The following is a 17,569-nucleotide window of genomic DNA, read 5'->3' on the forward strand; positions in this document are numbered from 1 at the left end:
GAACCTTATGGAGCATCAACAGGCTTATTTGGACGTCCAATTGGGACACTAGCGTGACAGTTGGGGTGCACGGAAGGGGGTGGACTAGACCATTCGGCTCCGCTAGTGTCGGCCGCCCGGAGGCCGCGAGCGCGACCTCGTCCGGCGCGCCCCGCTGGTGGAAGCGCGTTCTCGACGGGGCGTTTCGAGGAGGTGGAGATGAGGCCGAGGCTGCTTCCCGACACCCGTCTGCTGCCCTCGGACCGGGGCGTGCTGATCAGCGGGCCCCGGCACACGGCCGCCTTCGCCCAGCCCGGCATCTACCCCTGGCTCGAACGGCTGCGGCCCTACCTCGACGGCCGCACCACCCTGGACCAGCTCACCGCAGGACTGCCGTCCCAGGCCGCACACCACGTCCGCGCGCTCGTCGAACTGCTCACCCGGGAAGGCTTCGTACGGGACGCGACGGCGGATCTGCCCCACAGCCTGAGCCCGGGGACCCGCGCACGCCACGCCGCACTGATCGACTTCATCGCGGCGCGCACCGATTCACCCGAGCACCGCTTCGAGCGGTATCGCGACTGCGCTCCCCTCGTGGTCGGCTCCGGGCAGCTGGCGGGCGCCCTCGTGCTCGCCCTGCTGGCCTCAGGTGTGGCACATGTCCGACTCCGCCTCGACGAGCGCCCGGGGAGCGCCGATGCCTCGACGGACGAGGACCGGCTGCGCGCGTGTGTCGCGTTGCTCAAGGAGGAGGGCGGCTCCTTCCACTACGAGCAGTTGAGCGCCGACCCTGGTGGACTACCGCCCGATGTGGGTGTGTTGTTGCTCGGCTCGGACGTGTTCGACCCCTCGACGATGGGTCCGGCCCGCGCCCTCGCGCGCCGGGCCGGGATACCGTACGGGCAGGTGGTCGGGCAGGGCGCACACATCGTGATCAGCGCGGTCGACACCCCGGTCGGCACCCCAGGACCCGCGGGCGCGGACGCAGTCACACCCGTCGAAGAGACGCCGGGCGGCGGGAACGGCCAGCACACCACGGCGCGCCCCGCGCGTGCCGAAGAGCCGGCGGACGTGGATGAGCCCAGTCCCCACCTCCGTGGCCCGGTCGCGGCCCTGGCCGCCAACCAGCTCTGCCTGCACCTGCTGCACCGGATCGCGGGCCTGGACGCCGTCGCCGAGCCCTCCGGTCCCGCGCACGCCCCTCGGGCCGCCGTACTGGACCCGGTCACCGGGCGCTTCCTCGGCGCGGAGACGCCATGACCGGCGCGACGGAACGCGTCTCCCTGGACTTCGCGGACGGCGCCCCCTTTCCCGAGGACCTGTGGGCGGAGGCGGTGTACTCCCGCCGCGCCATCCCGGACACACTCGCCACAGGTCACCCGGCACCGGGACACGCCGACGCCGGTCACGACCCACTCCCCCAAGGAGCGCGCCTTCCGTTGGCGCCGCCACCACTGCATCTGGCCCCGTCCCGCGACGCCCGGGCAGGCCTCGCCGACCCGGCCACCCTCGCCGCTCTCCTGCACTATTCCTACGGTCTGCTCCAGCACGATGCGACCCCCGGCGGCTGGCCGCTGCATCGCGCGGTGGCCTCCGCACGATGCCGCTACCCGAGCGAACTCACCCTGATCGCCCCCACCACGACGTTCCGCTTCGACCCGCTGCATCATCAACTCGTCGCACTGCGCAGCTTGTTGACGGACGATCAGGAGTGCGATCCCGGACGCTCGCGGTACGCCGTGATCAGCAGCCGGTTCGCCCGCACGGCACGCCTGTACGGTGCCTACGCGCCGCGTCTGTGCGCGCAAGAAGCGGGGATGCTGTTCGGCGCGGTGCGCCTGGTCGCCGCCGCGCTCGGTCTGCGCACCCGCTCCAGCCTGGACCGGGACACGCTGTACGGCTTGTGCGCGGGCCGACTGCCGCGGGGCGAGCATCCGATGGGTTACGTGGAGCTCCTGCCCGCCACCCGAACCCCGGCCCCTCCCGCCTGGCTCCCGCCCGGCCTGGCCTCCGCGCTCCGCGCCCGCCACTCCGGCGCCGCACTGTTCGACCCCGATCCGGTACCCGCCCCGCACGCGTTCCTCTCCGATGCCGCCGCCGCCCTGGCCTCGGCGCCCTTCGGCGACTTCTCCTGTCACCTGCTCGTCCAGCGCGTCGCCGGCCACGCGCCCGGTCACTACGTCCACAGCGACGGCCACTTCCGGCAGGTCGGCGACGGCGACCCACTCGTCTCGCTCGAACAGATCGGGCAGACCGAGGGCCGGGTCTCGATGAACTTCCGCGCGACCGCCTGCACCGCCTACATCGCGGTGCGGCGCGCCACCGCCGTCGCGCGGTACGGCGCGGACGCCTTCCGGCGACTGCACCTGTCGGCAGGGGCGGCCGCGCACCTGCTCTGCGTGGTGGCGGCCCGCCACGGCCTGTCCGCTCGAATCCACAACGGTTACGACGCCGCTCGCGCCGAGCACTTGCTCGGGCTGGCCCCCGGCGAGGAGACCGTGCTCTTCCAGGTGGCCATCGGCGCGGCCCGGCCCGGAGCCGCCTTTCGCCTCCCGGTGGTGTTCTGATGCACTCGAGCACGCCGTCCGCACGGCGGAGCACACCGCCCTCCAACACGCCCGCCACCCTCGCGCCCTCCCCGCCCCGCCGCCCCGTGGGCGCCCGGATCGCCGGACTGCCCACCACCGCACTGGACGCCTCCCGCATTGCGCTCAGCACCGGACTCGCCCTGGTCATAGGCCTGTTGGACCAGCGTCTCCTACTGGAGGCGCAGGAGCTCAGTGCCGCCCTGTACCGCGTGATCGGCGCCGAGCGGGCCCGCCCCTTCAAGGCCAAGCTGGTGGGGCTGCGCCGGGCCGTGCACCAGGGAGCCCGCATCGGTTCCCTCATCGACGCGGCGGCCCCGCCGGCCATCCTTGGCGAAGCACTCACCGCCCGCCTGCGCGCCCATGCCGCGCTGCGCCAGACCCGCGCCGAACGCTTCGCCGAACTGGAACGGGTCCTGCCGTCCGAGACCCGCTCGGCGGCGCGGGCGCTGCGCACCCTCGTGCGGGACCCGGAGTTCGCCACCGGCCTCGACTACGCGAGCCCGGACCTGTACGAGGACCTGCTGCGCTGGGCCGCACACGACACGGCCGGGCGGCGTCCGCTGGACGGGGCGGCCGTGCGGCTGGCCAAGTACGCGGGCCGCGCGATGGCCAAGCCCACCCCCCTGACCACCTTCGCGGCCAGCGGCCGGGGCCGCTGGTCTGCGGGCGCCGGCCCCGCCGTGGACCTGAGGATCACCGCCAGGACCCATCCGGCGGAGGTGGCCCTGCTGCCGCTGTCCCGGATGGCCGCGGCCCTCGCCCACGTACCCGAGCTCGGCCACGCGGTCCAGCTGCGCCTCAACCCGACGGCCACGCCCGAGCCGTCCGCCGAGGCAGAGCGGTGGCTGTTCACCGTGCCGGGTCCGTCCGGCGCGGTGCGTACCCTGCCCGCCACCGGGGCGCTGAGCGCGATCCTGGGGGCGGTCGCCGAGGCGGGCAGCCCCCAGCGGTTGCGTGAACTGCTGGGTGCGGGCAGGCCGGGGAGCACCGCCGACGCCGTCATCACCCGGCTCGTCCGGCTGGGCCTCCTCGAGGTCCGCATCGGGCTGCCCGACCAGGAGCTCGACGCCGCCGCGCTGTGCGCATGGCTCAACCTGCACCTTCCTCGACCACGGACCCAAGACCGCTTGTCTCTGCTGCTCGACGACCTGCGCGCCGTCCGCGACCAGATCGAGGCCGCGCGGACCGCCGACGCCGGCTCCCACCGCGCCATCACCGCCGGTCTGCGCCGGCACCTCACGAAGGCCGCGCAACGGCTCGAACTCCTGGGCCCCGCCGAGCAGTTGGAGCAGAGCCCGCTGTATTTCTCCCACACGGTCGCCGACGGCCCGGCTGTCGCGCTCGACCCGGACGCCTGGCGGCCCGCGCTCGCCGATCTCGCTCTGGTTCCCGCGCTGCTCGCACCGTTCGACACCCTCGCGCCGCAGCGCGCGGCCCTGCGACAGCACGCGGTGAGCGTCTACGGCCCGGGTTTCACGAGGGCGTTCACCCGTTTCCTCCAGGACTTCGGCGGGTGGTGGGAGGCGGCCGGGTCGCACCCGCCCACCGGGCGCGACGCACGCCGCCAGGACGCGCTGCGCCAGTTGATCGCCGCCACGGCGCCCGCGTCCGACGGCACGATCCGTCTCGCCCCCGACGAGGTCCGTGACCTCTGCGGAGCATGGCCCGAGCCGGACACCTCGGGCGACACCCACACCTGTTACGTGCAGACGCTGCCCGGCTCACCTCCCGGTCTCGGCCTGGTCCTCAACACGGTGACCTGCGGCCACGGCACCGGTCTGACCCGCATCACCCGTCTGTTGGGCGAACCGGCCGATGTCACGCACATCGACGGGGCGAGTGAGGGTCCGGCGAGCCGTCCCCTGCCCGTCGAGTTCGACGCCGTCTTCGCCAGCGCCCTCAACCAGCGCGCACCCGCCACCCGTTACGCGATCGACCTGGACGGCTCCACCTCGCACCGGCCGCCCGAGCGGCTGATCCGCCCGGGCGACCTGGACGTCGTCCACGACCGGCAGACCCGGCGCCTGCGCCTGGTCCACCGCGCCACCGGCCGCGTCATACGACCGCTCCACCTCGGACTGCTCGCCACCCCGCTCCTGCCCGCGCAGGCCCGTCTGCTGGTGGAAGCGTTCGGCCAGACCTCCTATGCCTTCTGGGCGGACTGGCCGCAGCTGTGGCGGCTGCTGCCCTCGGAGCGCACCGGAGCCGGCCCGGGCCGGTCGGCGATGCCACGGCTCGCCCTCGGCGCCGTGGTGCTCCGCCGCGCCACCTGGTTCATCGACGCGGGCGGGGCGCCCGCCCGCGCCCCTGGGGAGTCGGACGCCGCGTACCTGGTGCGCGTGCACACCTGGCGCGCGGCCCTCGGTCTGCCACGGCGCTGTTTCCTCCGCTCCCTCACCGCGCGCCCCGCCGACGGCTTCACCGGACCCGCGTTGCGCGACAAGGACCGCAAGCCGGTGTACCTGGACTTCGCCCACGCGCACCTGCTGCGCGTCTTCGAACGCGCGGCGGCCACGGGCCGGCCCCTGCTGCTCACGGAGGCCCTGCCGGACCTCCACGACGCTCCGGCCCACCAGGACGGCCGCAGGCATGTGACCGAGTTCGTGATCGAGGTGGACTCGGCCGGCGCGGCCGCGCACGGGCGGGAGCGGACATGCTGACGCGCCCGCCGGTGGGTGAGCGGGAAGACCGGTGGGTCGGCGCCCACCTGTTCACCGGCCATCCGCTGGATTTGGTGGTGGGCACGCTGGTCCCGGCGGTCATGACGGAACTGCGAGAGCGCGCCCTGGCAGACCACTTCTTCTTCCTCCGGCACTGGCAGGGCGGCCCCCACCTGCGCCTGCGGGTGCGTCTCACCGCGCCGGAGGCCGAACTGGCGGCACGCGCTGTCCTGGCCGCCCACGCCTCGGCCCTGTTCCACGAGCTGCCGCCCTCACGGTCCATGACGGCCCGTCAATATGCCGCGCTGGCAAAGGAGTTGAGCACGTACGAGCCGGAGAGCGAACCCGGCGCCCTGGCCCCCAACGACAGTCTCGCATTTGTCCCCTACCGCCGGGAGCACGGAAAGTACGGCCACGGCGCCGCGCTGCGGGCCGTGGAGGACGCCTTCGCACTCTGTAGCGAGCTGGCCCTCGGCGCCGTACGGGAGCGGTGGAGCCCGGCGCGCCGGTCGGCGCACTGCTTCGCCCTGCTGAGCGGCAGCGTGGACGCGCCTGTCCGGGCGAGCCGGGCGACGCCGGATGTGCTGGTGCAGTACGGGACCAGACGCGCCGCCCTGCTCGCCGTCGCCCGCGCGGCACGCACGGCGGCGGCCGGCCGCGGCCCGGCGGACACCGACCCGGTGCGCACATGGCTCTCCGCGTGCCGCGACGCGCAGCGTGGAGCAGCCGAGCCGGCGCGCCTGGCAGGCCATCTGACCCACCTGGCGTGCAACCGACTCGGCATACGACTCGGCCAGGAGGCCACCCTGCGCGCCCTCGCCCTGCTGGCGGTGGCGGAGCTGACGGGCGACGAGGCGCCAGGTGGGTCCACCGCCCGGCGCCAAACCCGGCACACCCCCGCCGAACCACCCTGACGAACCCCCGGCAGCGACGGACCAGGACAGCGAAGAACCGCCAAGGAGCGACTTGCGTGACAGTCATCCCGCCGACAGAAGAGCCAGAATGGCGCGCGGCCCACATCGCGTACTTCGGTGGCGACACCGACCAACTGATCCTGCGCGCCGTGCGCCCGGTGATCGAGCGCTGCGCCGGGCACGTCTCCTCGGCCTATGTGCTGCGGCACTGGCGCAGAGGGCCCCATCTGCGGCTGGTCGTGCGGGCCACGCCCGACGCCTTCGACTCCGTGGTGGTCCCCGCCGTGGCCGAACTGGTCGGCGGGCACCTGCGGGCGCGGCCGTCCACCGCGCCGCCCCTCGACGAGGCCGCCCTGCTGCCGCTGCACCGACGCCTCGCCGAGGCCGAGCGTGAACCCGGGCCACTGACGCCGTTCCACCAGGACAACTCGATCACCTGGGAGGAGCACGACCGTCGCGTCGACGTGCTGGGCTGCCCGGTGGGCGCCGACGAACTGGCCCTGTTCTACCAGGAGACAAACGGTCTGCTCTTCGAGCACTTGGAGGCGGTCACCTCCGGGCTGCCGCGCGAGACACTGGCCCTGCGCCTGATGCTGGCGACCGCGCACACCCTCTGCCGGCACCCGCAGGACCCGTCGATCCGCCGCGGTTTCGTCTCCTTCCGCTCCCATGCGGAGGGGTACTTGAGCACCGTGGGGCCCGAGGTGCGGGACGCCTTCGAGGCACGGTACGCGGCCAACCGTACGGTGCTCACCGCGCAGGTGCGCGAGGTGGTGGGCGCCTTCGACTCCCCCGCGTCCGGCACGGGAGCCGAGGCGGCACAGGCGGCGGCCCTGCGTCGCTGGGTGGCCGCGATCGACCCGCTCGGCGGCCGCTGGACCGCTCTGTACGAGGCCGGTGAGATTCCCGAGGCAAAGATCCCGACGGACGAGGAGAACGGCATCGGCGGTCTGCTCTCCTTGAGCCCGCTGCACCGGGCCATCGGCGGCAGCGCCACGTACAAGCGGATGATGTACCGCGATCCGCGCTTCCTGCGCTACCGCCTGATGCTCAACTACACCTATCTGCACCTCTCCCGCCTCGGCCTGGCGGGGCTGACCCGCTATCTGCTGTGCCACCTGGCGGCGAACGCGGTGGAGGAGGTCTATGGCGTCAGCGCCCTGGACCTCGTCCTTGCCACTGCGGCGGACGGCGTTGACGCGCCGAAGGAGGACGACACCGCGCGAACCTCCAGCACTCCGCACGGCGCCACCGCCCCGGCCCGGCCCGACGCTCCGGACACCGCCGCCCCACCCGCGCGGGCGCGCGGATGACGAGGACCCCGGCGGCCTCGCCCGCACCCCCGCCCGGCGCCTACCCTTCGGCCGTCGAGACAGGTGGGGCCGCCGCGCGCCGCTTCCACCTGCGGCACGGACGGGTGCTGCCCGCCATCGATCCGGCGGCGGGCACCACCGCGCCCAAGCACCATCCCGGCGCGCCCGTCCTGCCCCTGCCCTTCCCCCCGGATTTCGCGCCGGCGCGCACCGGCGGCCGGCATCCGGCCGCGTTCCCGGAGCCACTTGGCGCACTCCTCGCCCTGATCAACGGCGTCACCCGGATCGACTGGACCGGCACGGGCGCGAGCGCCGGGCGACCGGTGCCGTCCGGCGGGGGCGCCTACCCGGGCGAGGTGTACCTCGCCACGCCCTCGGGGCTCTGCCACTATCTGCCATCCGTCCACGCCCTCGAAGTGCTCTCCCGCGCCGACCAGCGCACCAGCGTCATCCACGCACTGAAACAACCCCCGTCAGATGCACCGGAGTTGGCCGTGCTGATCACCAGCCGCCTCGACGCGAACGTGGCCCGCTACGGCCCCTTCGGCCACCGCCTACAGGCGCTCGACACGGGCGTACTGACCGGACAGGCGCTCGCCCTGCTGGAGTCGGCCGGCGCCGGGCCGACCGCGCACGCGTGCTTCTCGGGCGAGGAGCTGGGCCGCCTGCTGGGTCTCGACGCCCGGGCGGAGCTTGTCCACGCCGTCATCACCGCCCGGACACCGCACGCGCTCGCGCCCGGCACCGCACTGCTGCGCCGCCGTACCGCACGCGCCGGATTCGAGCCGGCCCCCGTCCCCCTGCCCGCGCTGCTCGCCGTCCTGGCGGAGGCCGCGGGGCCGGTCCCTCTCGACCACGCCCCGCCCGCCCCCTGCGAGCTGTACGTGGTCGCCCACCGCGTCACCGGCCTGGACACCGGGTGCCACCGTCGCGACCGCCGTACGGGCCGGCTCGTACCGGTCACGCCCGATGCCACGCCCCGCGACCTGTTCCCACCCGGCGGCCCGGGTGAACTGGCCGGTTTCGAGGCCGCGTTCGCCGTACTCGTGACGGGCGACTACGAGTCCGGCTATCCCCGGTTCGGCGACCGCTGGTATCGGATGCTCAATCTGCGAGCCGGTGTCGTCGGCCAGCGGCTCGGCCTGGCCGCGGCGCGCCACGGCCTCGGCGCCGGGCTCCGCTGCGATGTCGACACCGCGGCCGCCGACGAACTACTGGACGCCGGTCCCGAACGCACCACGCTGCTCGCCGCCCTGTTCGGCCACGAACGCGGCAGCGGCACACCCGTCTGTCACCTGCTCAGCGAGAAGGATCTGCCGTGATCCTCGGCCCTGCCGCTCCCCGCCCGGTGGAGAACTCCATGATCACCTCCGAATCCATGCCCCTGTTGCGGCCCGACGTCTTCGTGACCCCGAGTGGCGGCGGGACCGTCCATGTGCGGTCGAGCCGGGGCATCGACCTGATCGCCGCCCCGGGCATCGCGCAGTGGCTCGACCGCCTCATACCGTTCCTCGACGGCACGCGCACGGTGGGCCAGTTGCTCGAAGGACTGGACGGCACTCGTCGCGCCACAGTGCTGCGCGTCCTTCACCTCATCGACGCGCACGGCCTGTTGGAGGACCGGTCGACGTCCGAGCCGGACAAGCGCGCGAGCGCGTACGCGGAGCTCAGGGTGCTGGCCCTCGGCCCTACGGCCGGGGTGAGCGCCCTCACGGACGCACTGGGACTCACCGGGCTGTCGGGCGTGACCCCGGTGACCGGGCACGCGGCCGCCCGCGCCGAGGTGGCGGGCGGCGGCCACGACGCATTGCTGCTGCTCGCGGACGGCGAGGACCCTCACTCGATCGCCCGGCTCGACGAGGACTGCCGCGCGCACGGCCTGTGGTTCGCCGCCGCCGTCCGGGACGCGCGGGCGTGGTGGCTCGGCCCGGCGCTGCCCCCCGGCCCGGGCCGCGCCGCCGGTGGCTGGCTCGGCGCGTGGCTGCGCGTCCACGGCATACAACCCATCCCCCCGCAGCCCCAACTTGGCCTTGAAACAGCCGTGTTCGCCGCGGCCTTGCTGGCCCACCGTTTCCAGCGGGACTGTCTCGCGCCCTCGTCGTCCGGCGCCACGGACGGGTCGCGTTCGCTCGTCCGGCTGGACACCGCGACGCTGACCACCACCCGTCACACCTACCGACCGCACCCGGACACACTTCCTGCCGCACCTCAGTCCCGCGCGGCGTTCCTCGCCACGATCGCCTCCCTGCGCGAGGGCGCCGCCGTCGACGCCGAGGAGTTCTCGCGGCGCGCCGCGCACTGCGTCGACCAGCGCGGCGGACTCCTCGCCGATCTGGACGAGGGCGCTCTGCCGCAGTTCCCGAGGCGCGCCTCACGGGCCCTGGTCCGTGACCCGCGCACCGGCCGGGCGGATCACCAAGTCCTTCGCACGGGAGCAGACTTCACCGCGGCGCGCCTGCGCACCGCGCGGCGCGCCCTGACGCTGTACGCCCTGCTCGCCCTCGACCCCCGGCGTTTCGTCCCGGCACCCGAGGGTCCCGCGCTGTGGGCGTGGTCGCCCGAGCACGACAGCGTCCACCTGCTTCCGGTGGACCGCGTACGCGCGGACGCCGGGCGCGTGCCGCGCGGGCTCGACGCGGGCGCCACCTTCGATGAGGCGGTCGCGGCGGCGCTGAGCGATCTGCGCGGCCCCGCACACGGCGCGCTGATCGTGCCGCTCGATCACGATCCGGCCGCCACCGAGATACTGCCCTACCTGCTGAGAGCGGTGCGCTGCGATGACTGAAGACCCCCTGTCGGCCGCCGTCCGGGTGCACCACGACGACGGCCTGCTCGGCCGGGCACTGGTACGCCGGTCGCACTCCATGGCCGCGACGGGGACCCACCTCGTCGCGGCCGACACACCTGACGCTGCGTCACGCCAGTTGGAAATGGCGGCTGTTGACGGGCAGTCGTTCCTGCTTGTCGTCGGGGAACTCGATCGCGTGGTCGTCGGTCCGCTGGTCAGGCCCGGGGCGGCGGGCTGTCACCGCTGTCTCGCCGCCCGGCGCGCGGGAGCGCGTGCCGACGCGGCGGAGGAGGCGGCCCTGCGCGCCGCCTACGGCAGCCGCTTCACCGGCACGGTCTCCCCCCTGCTCACGCCGGTCGCCGCCGACCTCGCCGCGCGTCTGGCCGTGCGCCGGCTCACGGCCGAGGCGACGGCCGAACGGCCGGCCGCCGGGCAGGACGTCACCATGCTCCGCCTCGACGGACTCGACATCACCCTGCACCGCTTTCTGCCCGACCCGCACTGCGCCGACTGCGGCACCTTGCCCGACGACTCCCCGGCCCGTTCCACCATCCCGCGCGTCCCCCGGCCCAAACCGGATCCGGGGGTCCTGCGGGTGCGGAACCTGCGCGCGGAACGCGCGGTCCTCGAGGCCCGGTACGCCGACGACGAGACCGGCGTGCTCAAGGGACTCAGGACCCGTGGTTTGCACGCCCTGCCCTTCGCCGAGGCGAAGGTCGGCCCGCCCGAATCGGTCGACGGCGGCTACGGCCGCGCGCTCGACTTCCGTACCGCGAAGGTCACCGCCATCGCCGAGGCGCTGGAGCGGCTCGGCGGGGGCCGGCCGGGCGGGCGGCGCACCGTGGTGCACGCCAGCCACCGCGAACTCGCCGCCCGCCACCCCGGCGGCGTGCTCGACCCCGCGACCACCGGCGGCCACGAACCCCGCCGCTACCAGGAGCCCGGCTTCCCCTTCCAGGCCTACCACCCCGACCTGACCATGCCGTGGGTCTGGGGCTACTCCCTCACCCGCGAGCGGCCGGTCCTGGTCCCCGAGAGCCTGGCCTACTACCGTCTGGGCCGCCATCAGCCCTCGGCGCACCGGCCCTTCGTCTCCGAGATCTCCAACGGCTGCGCGCTGGGAGGCTGCGTCGAGGAGGCGACGCTGTACGGCCTGCTCGAACTCGCCGAACGCGACGCGTTCCTGCTCACCTGGTACGCCCGCCTGCCCGCGCCCGCACTCGACCTGCGCACCGCGCGCGACCGGCGGATCAGCCTGCTCGCGGACCGGATCGAGGAGCGCGCCGGTTACCGCGTCGACGTCTTCGACGCGACCGGGCCCGAGAACATCCCCTGTTTCTGGGCCGCCGCCGTCGATGTCCGGCCGTCCGCCGAGGGCGCCGAGCCCCGCCCCGGCGTGCTGTGCGCCGGAGGTTCCGGGCTCGACCCCGAGCGGGGCGTCTTCGGCGCGCTGCACGAACTGGTCACAGCCATCGACGCGTACCGGCTCATCTACCCGCAGCGCGTGCGGGACGCCGCACGGATGCGCGAGGACTCCGAACAGGTCCGCCTGATGGACGACCACGCGCTGCTCCACTGCGACCCGGTCGCGGCCCGCCGGCTGGACTTCCTGCTCAGGCCGGGCGGCCGGCCGCCGCAGCGGCGCCGGAGTCTGCGTGAGGTCGCCGACCGCTGCGCCTGGCCGCGCCACGAAGATCTGCGGGCGGATCTCGACGAGTTGGTCGGCCGCTTCGCCGCGAGCGGCCTCGAAGCGATCGTCGTCGACCAGACGACCGCCGTCCATGCCGCGTCCGGCCTCTCCTGCGTCAAGGCGCTCGTCCCCGGCCTGCTCCCAATGACCTTCGGCCACCATCTGCGCCGCGTCACCGGCCTCGACCGGGTCCTGACCGTCTCCCACCGGCTGGGCCACACCTCACGTCCTCTGCGCCCCGACGAGGTCAACCCACATCCGCACCCGTTCCCGTGAACTTGGCCCAACACTCCCTCTTCGTGGCGGAGTTGGCCGTTGACCGTCCCCACCCCCACGGTCAGTCGGCAAGCACGATCACCGAGTCCTCGGCCGTCAGACGTACGGTCCTGCGCTTGTCGGGGTTGAGCCGGACCCCGAAGGCCGGACTCCGCGACGACTGCGCGCGCAGCCGGTATCCGACGGCGCACTCCCTGCGGTGCCGCGCCGAGGCGACGACGGTGGCGAAGGTGACTTCTTCACCCGCCCTGACGTAGTCGGTGGCGGGACGCAGATACAGCTCGCTCCCGTCGGCCGTGAACAGTTCGTCGAAGAGGACGGCCAGGTAGGGGCTCTCCGAGATCTGGCACATGAGGAGGCTGATGAGCCGGCCGCTGACGATGAAGTCGGCGCCCTCGCGGGCCGGCGCGAGCAGCCGGTTGCGGTCGTCGGACATCTCCGTGGTGAGCGGGATCTCCTGGCCCGTGGCCTCCTCGATCGCCCGCAGGTGCAGCAGCGTCACCAGCGTCCTGTCATCGACGTCCGCGTTCGCCTGGGCAAGGCCGAAGTCGCCGCCCGGCACGCGGCCCGGGTCGGCGATGACGATCACGCTGTCGAAGGACGGCACGTCGAGCGCGCCGAGCACGGACGGATTCGTGATGTCCGCGCGGTGCAGGGTCACCTCGATGGGCCCCTGCGCCGCGGCCGCGTCGTAGGCACCGCGCATGGACGAGTCGTCGCCGAGCGCGACGATGTCCAGGGTGGTTCCGGCGCTCGCGTAGGAGGCGAGCTGCCCCACGATGAGCGGGGCGCGCCGGTTCCAGCCGAGCAGGAGCAGCCGCTCGGGGGCGGGCGCCAGGGGGCCGGCCGTGGCGAAGGAACCCTCGTCGACGAACGGCACGGCGTCGTCGAGCACCGCCGTGTCGTCGTCGCGGGTGATGACGATGATCCGGTCGTCCTCCATGATCGTCGTTTCGGGGTCGGGGTTGAGCGCGACCGTCTCGTCGGCGTGCAGGAGGCCCACCACCGAGGATGTGACGTACGCGAGGAGGGCTTCCCCGAAGGTGCGCCCGGCCAGTGTGTCGGCCGGTACGGCGTAGAACTCGTCCCCCGCGAAATCCAGTAAGTCCTGGTACACGAGCGAGAGTCCGGGCTGGCGGGCGGTCTGCACGAGGAGGCGGGCGACGATGTCGTCGATGGCCAGGATGCGGCCACGTGGGCCGGCGGCCAGGGTGGCGGTGAGGTGGTTGCGGGTGTCGCGTACGGCGGCCACCACGACGGCGGCGCCGGCAACGTCCGCCTCGGTGTCCCCATCGCCCGGGCCGCTCGCGGTGCCGGGGTGGGCCTCGGAGGCGATGCCCGGCACCGAGGCGTTGAGCGCGAGCAGCGTCTTCACCACATGGGCGTCCCCGTCGTCCGTGCCCGGCGGCAGGACGAGGACGGCCTTCGCGGTCCCCGGGCTGACGCGGGCGAGCACCGCCGGATCGGTGGTGGAGCCGTTGCGGCAGACGATGGTCGTGCTGCCGGTGGAGGAGATCCGGGCGCTGATCTCGTCCTCCATCTCCACCTTGTCCTTCGCGGCAAGGACGGCGATGGCGGCACGGGGCTGGTTGGAGTTGGCCGACACGAGTTCCGAGACGACGGGGAAGATCTGGTCGGACCAGCCGAGTACGACCGTGTGCCCCACTTCCAGCACCGTGGAATGCCCCAGACGCAGCTCCATGATGCGCCGGTTGATTCCCGTGGTGATGAGGCTGACCAGCGTCGAGACGAACAGCAGCGCCACCAGGGCGAGCAGGACGGACGCCAGGACGTACAGGGGTGAACCGACGGCGCCCCCGATCTTCAGGGTCTGTCCGACGGTCACCCACACCGCCACCAGCTGCCCCGTGAGGGTGGCGGGAGACCGGCGGTCGGTGCACACCAGCAGGACGCTCATCGGAACGACGGCGGCCAGGCAGAAGAGCGTGAGCCAGCCGATGAGGGCGGACGTGCTGCGGGAGACCAGGTTGTCGAACCGGTATTGCAGGCGCCGCCAGAGAGACGCTAGGTATCGCATCCCGGATCCTCCAGCAGCAAGAGACAGGCGGTCAGTCGGCCTACGATCACCTTGTGCTTCACGGTAGTGCGATCGGCCACCCGGAACGCCGAAGTCCGCCGCACTCACCCAGAGGTATGACCCGCCATCACCCGGACGCGTGAACAGGCCGAATCGGCTGACGGGACGGCATCCCGTATTCCGGCGCGGCCCGCCCGTGCCCCCACGCCCTGGCCCCCTCCCCGCATGGCTCACAGGGTCGTCGTCTACAGTCGCGTAGACATTCCCGCCGGGTGGTCGCGCCCGGCGGGGCGTATGAGCTCAACCATGCCCGAAACAAGGGTGGTTGAGGGCTTGAGGGCCGGTGCGCCGGGAGGGCGGGAACGACCATGAGTCAGCCGATGAGCGAGGCCGAGGCCAGACCGAGGCCGGAGGGGCGCCACCGGGGCGCATCGGAGCGGGACGGCTCCGCCTGGAGCAAGGTGCCCCAGATCACCGCCCTGTTCTGGGTCGTCAAGGTGCTGACCACCGGCATGGGCGAGACCGCGTCGGACTATCTGGCCCGCGTCCTCGGCCCGGTTCCGGCGGGCGGGCTGGGTCTCGTGGGCCTGGTCGTCGCGTTGGTGGCACAGTTCCGCGGGGACCGGTACCGGCCGTGGACGTACTGGTCGGCGATCGTGATGGTCAGCGTGTTCGGCACGATGGCCGCCGACGTGATCCACGTCGTGGTGGGCATCCCCTACGCGGTCTCGGCGGCGGCGTTCACCGTGGCGCTGGCCGCCCTCCTGGTCGCCTGGTACATCAGCGAGGGGACGCTGTCGATCCACAGCATCCGCACCCGCCGCCGCGAGGCCTTCTACTGGGCCACCGTCCTGGCCACCTTCGCGCTGGGCACCGCCGTCGGCGATCTCACGGCGGGCACGCTGGGCCTGGGCTACCTCACGTCCGGGCTCCTGTTCACCGCCCTGATCGCGGTGCCCGCGCTGTCCGGCCGCTACCTGGGGCTGAACGCGGTGGCGGCCTTCTGGTGGGCGTACGTCCTGACCCGGCCGCTTGGCGCGTCGTTCGCCGACTGGATGGGGGTGCCCACGAACCGGGCCGGACTCGGCTGGGGGACCGGGCCGGTCACGCTCGCGCTCATCGTGCCGATCGTCGCGCTCGTCGGCTACCTGGCGGTCAGCCGCAAGGACGCGCCACGGGACGCGGGCCTGCGCTAGCGGGCCCCGCCGGATCAGGAGTCGGCCAGGTCAGGAACCGCGCGCCGGGCGCCGCCGCTACTGCGGGGAGCCCGCCGCTTCCCGCACCCGGGCCTCGACGGCCTGGCGGACCTCGCCGTACTCGGTGGCGTAGGCGGTGACGGCCTCCCGCATGTCCCGGTCGAGGTCACGCCAGGCCCGCCACGCCGTCTCGTACGTCTGCGACTGGCGGGCCGACCACGATCGGGAGCCCGGCGGCCCGTACTGGCCCCGCAGCCCCTCGGCCTGGGCGTGTGCCGCGTCGACCGTACGCCGCATCTCCACGAGTTCTTCGAACGTATGCGCCATAATCGACGATCATAGGACGGTCGCCCGCCGCGCGCCCGTCGTACCCCTGGTCACGGACCCTCAAGCGCGGCGAACCCGCCACAGCCAGACCGCCGCGCAGATCAGCACCGCCGAGGTGACCAGATTGGCCAGGAAGGCCTGGGTGCCGCCCGGGGCACCCGACAGGTTCCAGGTCACGATGACGGCGGTCGGCACGACCGCTGTGAGCAGGACCCCGGTGGTCTTGCGGCGCGCGTCCCAGTGCACGGAGGTGCACAGGAGCACCGCGCCGACGATGCGGAACAGGACACCGAAGACCGGCCCGGGCTCGCCGGGGAAGAGCATCATGAAGGGCAGCGAGAGCGTGAGCATGAGGAGCGGCACCAGGGGGTGGACCTTGCCGCGCCGGGTGGACGCGCCGGCGACGCTCCGGGCGGCCGCCCCGGCGTCACTCCGGGCCGGCGCCCCGGCGGTGCCGCCACCGAGGCCTCCGGCGGGACCGCTCCCCGCCTCGGCGAGGGCGGTGGCCGCGATCGCGCGGGGGTCGCCGAGGGCCGCGAGTATGTCGCCGATCGCGGCGTCGGGGCGTTCGGCCCGCGTCACCTCGATGTGCTCGGCGAGATCGGCGAGGAGTTCCTGGCGGCGCTCGGCGGGCAGCGCGGAGCTCTCTCGTTCCACGGCGTGGAGATAGTCGCGTACGGCGTCGGCAGAAGTCTTCATGCGGGCTCTCCAGTGGTGGGGGGCGAGGTGGCGAGGAAGCCGTCGACGGCGTCGCGGAAACCGGGCCAGACGCGGGTGAACTCCTCGAGCGCGGCCCGGCCGCTGTCGGTGAGCGCGTAATAGCGGCGGGGCGGCCCCGAGGCGGATTCCCGCCAGGTGGTGGTGACCAGGTCGTCGCGGCGCAGCCGGGAGAGGAGCGGGTAGACCGTGCCCTGACTGGTGGCAAGGGCGCCGGAGTCCTCCAGGGCGTGCAGGAGTTCCACGCCGTAACGGGGCCGGTCCCGCATGAGGGCGAGTACGCAGTACTCCAGGACGCCCTTGCGCAGCTGGGCCGCTGCCCGGGCCTGCTTGGTCGAATCACCTGGTTCCATGCGATGCAAGATACCTGGCGGCGCAAGTGGTCAGCAGGGGAGGGGCCGGTCTTGAGCCCCGCCCGCGTGCCGTTGTCCAGCCGTCGCCTGGTTACCGGCGCTCCTGATGGGACGTCAACTCGCTTCCTGCGAAGGCTCATTCGTACCGGGGCGTACGTGCGCGCGCAGTCCCTGCAATCCGAACAGGATCAGCAACTCGACCGCACCGCCGTCCGCGCTGCCCAGCCAGTGCGGCAAGGAGGTGTCGAACTCAGCGGCCTGGCCGGGCGGGAGCGTGAGGTCGCGGCGGCCGGCCACGAGCCGCAGGCGTCCGCTCAGCACGTAGAGCCATTCGAAGCCGTCGTGGGTCTGCGGGGTCGGTTCGAGAGGTTCCGGGCGCGCGGGGATGATCATCTTGAACGCGTGCACCCCGCCGGGCCGCCGGGACAGGGGCACGAAGGTCATCCCGTGCCGCCGGATCGGCCTGAGGTGGATGCGGGGGTCGCCGGTGGGCGGGGCCCCGACGAGGTCGTCCAGCGGGACGTCATAGGTGCGGGCCAGCGGCAGCAGCAGTTCGAGGCTGGGCCGGCGCTGCCCGCTCTCCAGCCGCGACAGCGTGCTCTCCGAGATGCCGGTCGTCGCCGCGAGGGCGGCGAGGGTGATGCCTCGTTCCCGGCGCAGTGCGCGCAGGCGCGGTCCGACCGCGCCGAGTACTTCGTCGTCCGTCTCACGATCCATCGGCCCATCTTGC

The 17,569-nt window shown here is 73.4% G+C and carries 14 protein-coding genes; 9 read left to right on the top strand and 5 right to left on the bottom strand.

Annotation, left to right across the window (positions count from 1 at the left end; translation table 11 throughout):
* Nucleotides 1-198: 198 nt before the first annotated feature.
* The 8 genes from ABR738_RS03695 to ABR738_RS03730 are packed head-to-tail and all read left to right on the top strand — an operon-like array spanning nucleotide 199 to nucleotide 12,208.
* On the top strand, nucleotides 199-1,239 hold the full coding sequence (locus ABR738_RS03695; protein ID WP_350228512.1) for a hypothetical protein: 1,041 nt from the start codon (nucleotides 199-201) through the stop codon (nucleotides 1,237-1,239).
* The gene (locus ABR738_RS03700) at nucleotides 1,236-2,546 is read left to right on the top strand and encodes a nitroreductase family protein (RefSeq protein ID WP_350228513.1); all 1,311 of its coding nucleotides are present in this window, start codon (nucleotides 1,236-1,238) and stop codon (nucleotides 2,544-2,546) included. Before ABR738_RS03695 ends, ABR738_RS03700 begins: the two co-directional genes overlap by 4 nt.
* The gene (locus ABR738_RS03705; protein ID WP_350228514.1) at nucleotides 2,546-5,227 is read left to right on the top strand and encodes a lantibiotic dehydratase; all 2,682 of its coding nucleotides are present in this window, start codon (nucleotides 2,546-2,548) and stop codon (nucleotides 5,225-5,227) included. The genes ABR738_RS03700 and ABR738_RS03705 overlap by 1 nt, the downstream gene beginning before the upstream one ends.
* On the top strand, nucleotides 5,221-6,141 hold the full coding sequence (locus ABR738_RS03710) for a lantibiotic dehydratase C-terminal domain-containing protein (RefSeq protein WP_350228515.1): 921 nt from the start codon (nucleotides 5,221-5,223) through the stop codon (nucleotides 6,139-6,141). Before ABR738_RS03705 ends, ABR738_RS03710 begins: the two co-directional genes overlap by 7 nt.
* A 56-nt stretch (nucleotides 6,142-6,197) precedes the next feature.
* Nucleotides 6,198-7,454, top strand: a complete 1,257-nt coding sequence (locus tag ABR738_RS03715; protein ID WP_350228516.1) for a thiopeptide maturation pyridine synthase — start codon at nucleotides 6,198-6,200, stop codon at nucleotides 7,452-7,454.
* Nucleotides 7,451-8,776, top strand: a complete 1,326-nt coding sequence (locus tag ABR738_RS03720) for a nitroreductase family protein (RefSeq protein ID WP_350228517.1) — start codon at nucleotides 7,451-7,453, stop codon at nucleotides 8,774-8,776. Before ABR738_RS03715 ends, ABR738_RS03720 begins: the two co-directional genes overlap by 4 nt.
* 38 nt (nucleotides 8,777-8,814) lie before the next feature.
* Nucleotides 8,815-10,239, top strand: a complete 1,425-nt coding sequence (locus tag ABR738_RS03725) for a hypothetical protein (RefSeq protein ID WP_350228518.1) — start codon at nucleotides 8,815-8,817, stop codon at nucleotides 10,237-10,239.
* Nucleotides 10,232-12,208 carry a TOMM precursor leader peptide-binding protein gene (locus ABR738_RS03730; RefSeq protein ID WP_350228519.1) on the top strand — a complete coding sequence of 659 codons (1,977 nt, stop codon included), beginning with the start codon at nucleotides 10,232-10,234 and terminating at the stop codon, nucleotides 12,206-12,208. Before ABR738_RS03725 ends, ABR738_RS03730 begins: the two co-directional genes overlap by 8 nt.
* Nucleotides 12,209-12,269: 61 nt before the next feature.
* On the opposite strand, the gene ABR738_RS03735 is transcribed toward ABR738_RS03730, so the two are convergent.
* Nucleotides 12,270-14,246 carry a CASTOR/POLLUX-related putative ion channel gene (locus ABR738_RS03735; RefSeq protein WP_350228520.1) on the bottom strand — a complete coding sequence of 659 codons (1,977 nt, stop codon included), beginning with the start codon at nucleotides 14,244-14,246 and terminating at the stop codon, nucleotides 12,270-12,272.
* Between the two features lie 368 nt (nucleotides 14,247-14,614).
* Here ABR738_RS03735 and ABR738_RS03740 point away from each other — a divergent pair, with 368 nt between their 5' ends.
* Complete coding sequence (locus ABR738_RS03740; protein ID WP_350228521.1) at nucleotides 14,615-15,442, top strand: COG4705 family protein; 828 nt, start codon at nucleotides 14,615-14,617, stop codon at nucleotides 15,440-15,442.
* A 57-nt stretch (nucleotides 15,443-15,499) separates the two neighbouring features.
* Here the strand turns inward: ABR738_RS03740 and ABR738_RS03745 are convergent, their stop codons facing one another.
* The 4 genes from ABR738_RS03745 to ABR738_RS03760 all read right to left on the bottom strand — a co-directional run bounded on the left by ABR738_RS03745 (nucleotide 15,500) and on the right by ABR738_RS03760 (nucleotide 17,556).
* Complete coding sequence (locus tag ABR738_RS03745) at nucleotides 15,500-15,769, bottom strand: hypothetical protein (RefSeq protein ID WP_350228522.1); 270 nt, start codon at nucleotides 15,767-15,769, stop codon at nucleotides 15,500-15,502.
* Between the two features lie 60 nt (nucleotides 15,770-15,829).
* The gene (locus ABR738_RS03750) at nucleotides 15,830-16,468 is read right to left on the bottom strand and encodes an HAAS signaling domain-containing protein (protein WP_350228523.1); all 639 of its coding nucleotides are present in this window, start codon (nucleotides 16,466-16,468) and stop codon (nucleotides 15,830-15,832) included.
* Nucleotides 16,465-16,839 carry a PadR family transcriptional regulator gene (locus tag ABR738_RS03755; RefSeq protein ID WP_350228524.1) on the bottom strand — a complete coding sequence of 125 codons (375 nt, stop codon included), beginning with the start codon at nucleotides 16,837-16,839 and terminating at the stop codon, nucleotides 16,465-16,467. The genes ABR738_RS03750 and ABR738_RS03755 overlap by 4 nt, the downstream gene beginning before the upstream one ends.
* A 114-nt stretch (nucleotides 16,840-16,953) precedes the next feature.
* Complete coding sequence (locus ABR738_RS03760; protein ID WP_350228525.1) at nucleotides 16,954-17,556, bottom strand: helix-turn-helix domain-containing protein; 603 nt, start codon at nucleotides 17,554-17,556, stop codon at nucleotides 16,954-16,956.
* Nucleotides 17,557-17,569 lie beyond the last annotated feature (13 nt).

It is taken from the genome of Streptomyces sp. Edi4 (assembly GCF_040253615.1).
Classification (GTDB): Bacteria; Actinomycetota; Actinomycetes; order Streptomycetales; family Streptomycetaceae; genus Streptomyces.

Coding starts and splice junctions, on each gene's coding strand:
- ABR738_RS03695 (WP_350228512.1), top strand. CDS start 199: ATGAGGCCGAGGCTGCTTCCCGACACCCGTCTGCTGCCCTCGGACCGG.
- ABR738_RS03700 (WP_350228513.1), top strand. CDS start 1,236: ATGACCGGCGCGACGGAACGCGTCTCCCTGGACTTCGCGGACGGCGCC.
- ABR738_RS03705 (WP_350228514.1), top strand. CDS start 2,546: ATGCACTCGAGCACGCCGTCCGCACGGCGGAGCACACCGCCCTCCAAC.
- ABR738_RS03710 (WP_350228515.1), top strand. CDS start 5,221: ATGCTGACGCGCCCGCCGGTGGGTGAGCGGGAAGACCGGTGGGTCGGC.
- ABR738_RS03720 (WP_350228517.1), top strand. CDS start 7,451: ATGACGAGGACCCCGGCGGCCTCGCCCGCACCCCCGCCCGGCGCCTAC.
- ABR738_RS03725 (WP_350228518.1), top strand. CDS start 8,815: ATGATCACCTCCGAATCCATGCCCCTGTTGCGGCCCGACGTCTTCGTG.
- ABR738_RS03730 (WP_350228519.1), top strand. CDS start 10,232: ATGACTGAAGACCCCCTGTCGGCCGCCGTCCGGGTGCACCACGACGAC.
- ABR738_RS03735 (WP_350228520.1), bottom strand. CDS start 14,246: ATGCGATACCTAGCGTCTCTCTGGCGGCGCCTGCAATACCGGTTCGAC.
- ABR738_RS03740 (WP_350228521.1), top strand. CDS start 14,615: ATGAGTCAGCCGATGAGCGAGGCCGAGGCCAGACCGAGGCCGGAGGGG.
- ABR738_RS03745 (WP_350228522.1), bottom strand. CDS start 15,769: ATGGCGCATACGTTCGAAGAACTCGTGGAGATGCGGCGTACGGTCGAC.
- ABR738_RS03750 (WP_350228523.1), bottom strand. CDS start 16,468: ATGAAGACTTCTGCCGACGCCGTACGCGACTATCTCCACGCCGTGGAA.
- ABR738_RS03755 (WP_350228524.1), bottom strand. CDS start 16,839: ATGGAACCAGGTGATTCGACCAAGCAGGCCCGGGCAGCGGCCCAGCTG.
- ABR738_RS03760 (WP_350228525.1), bottom strand. CDS start 17,556: ATGGATCGTGAGACGGACGACGAAGTACTCGGCGCGGTCGGACCGCGC.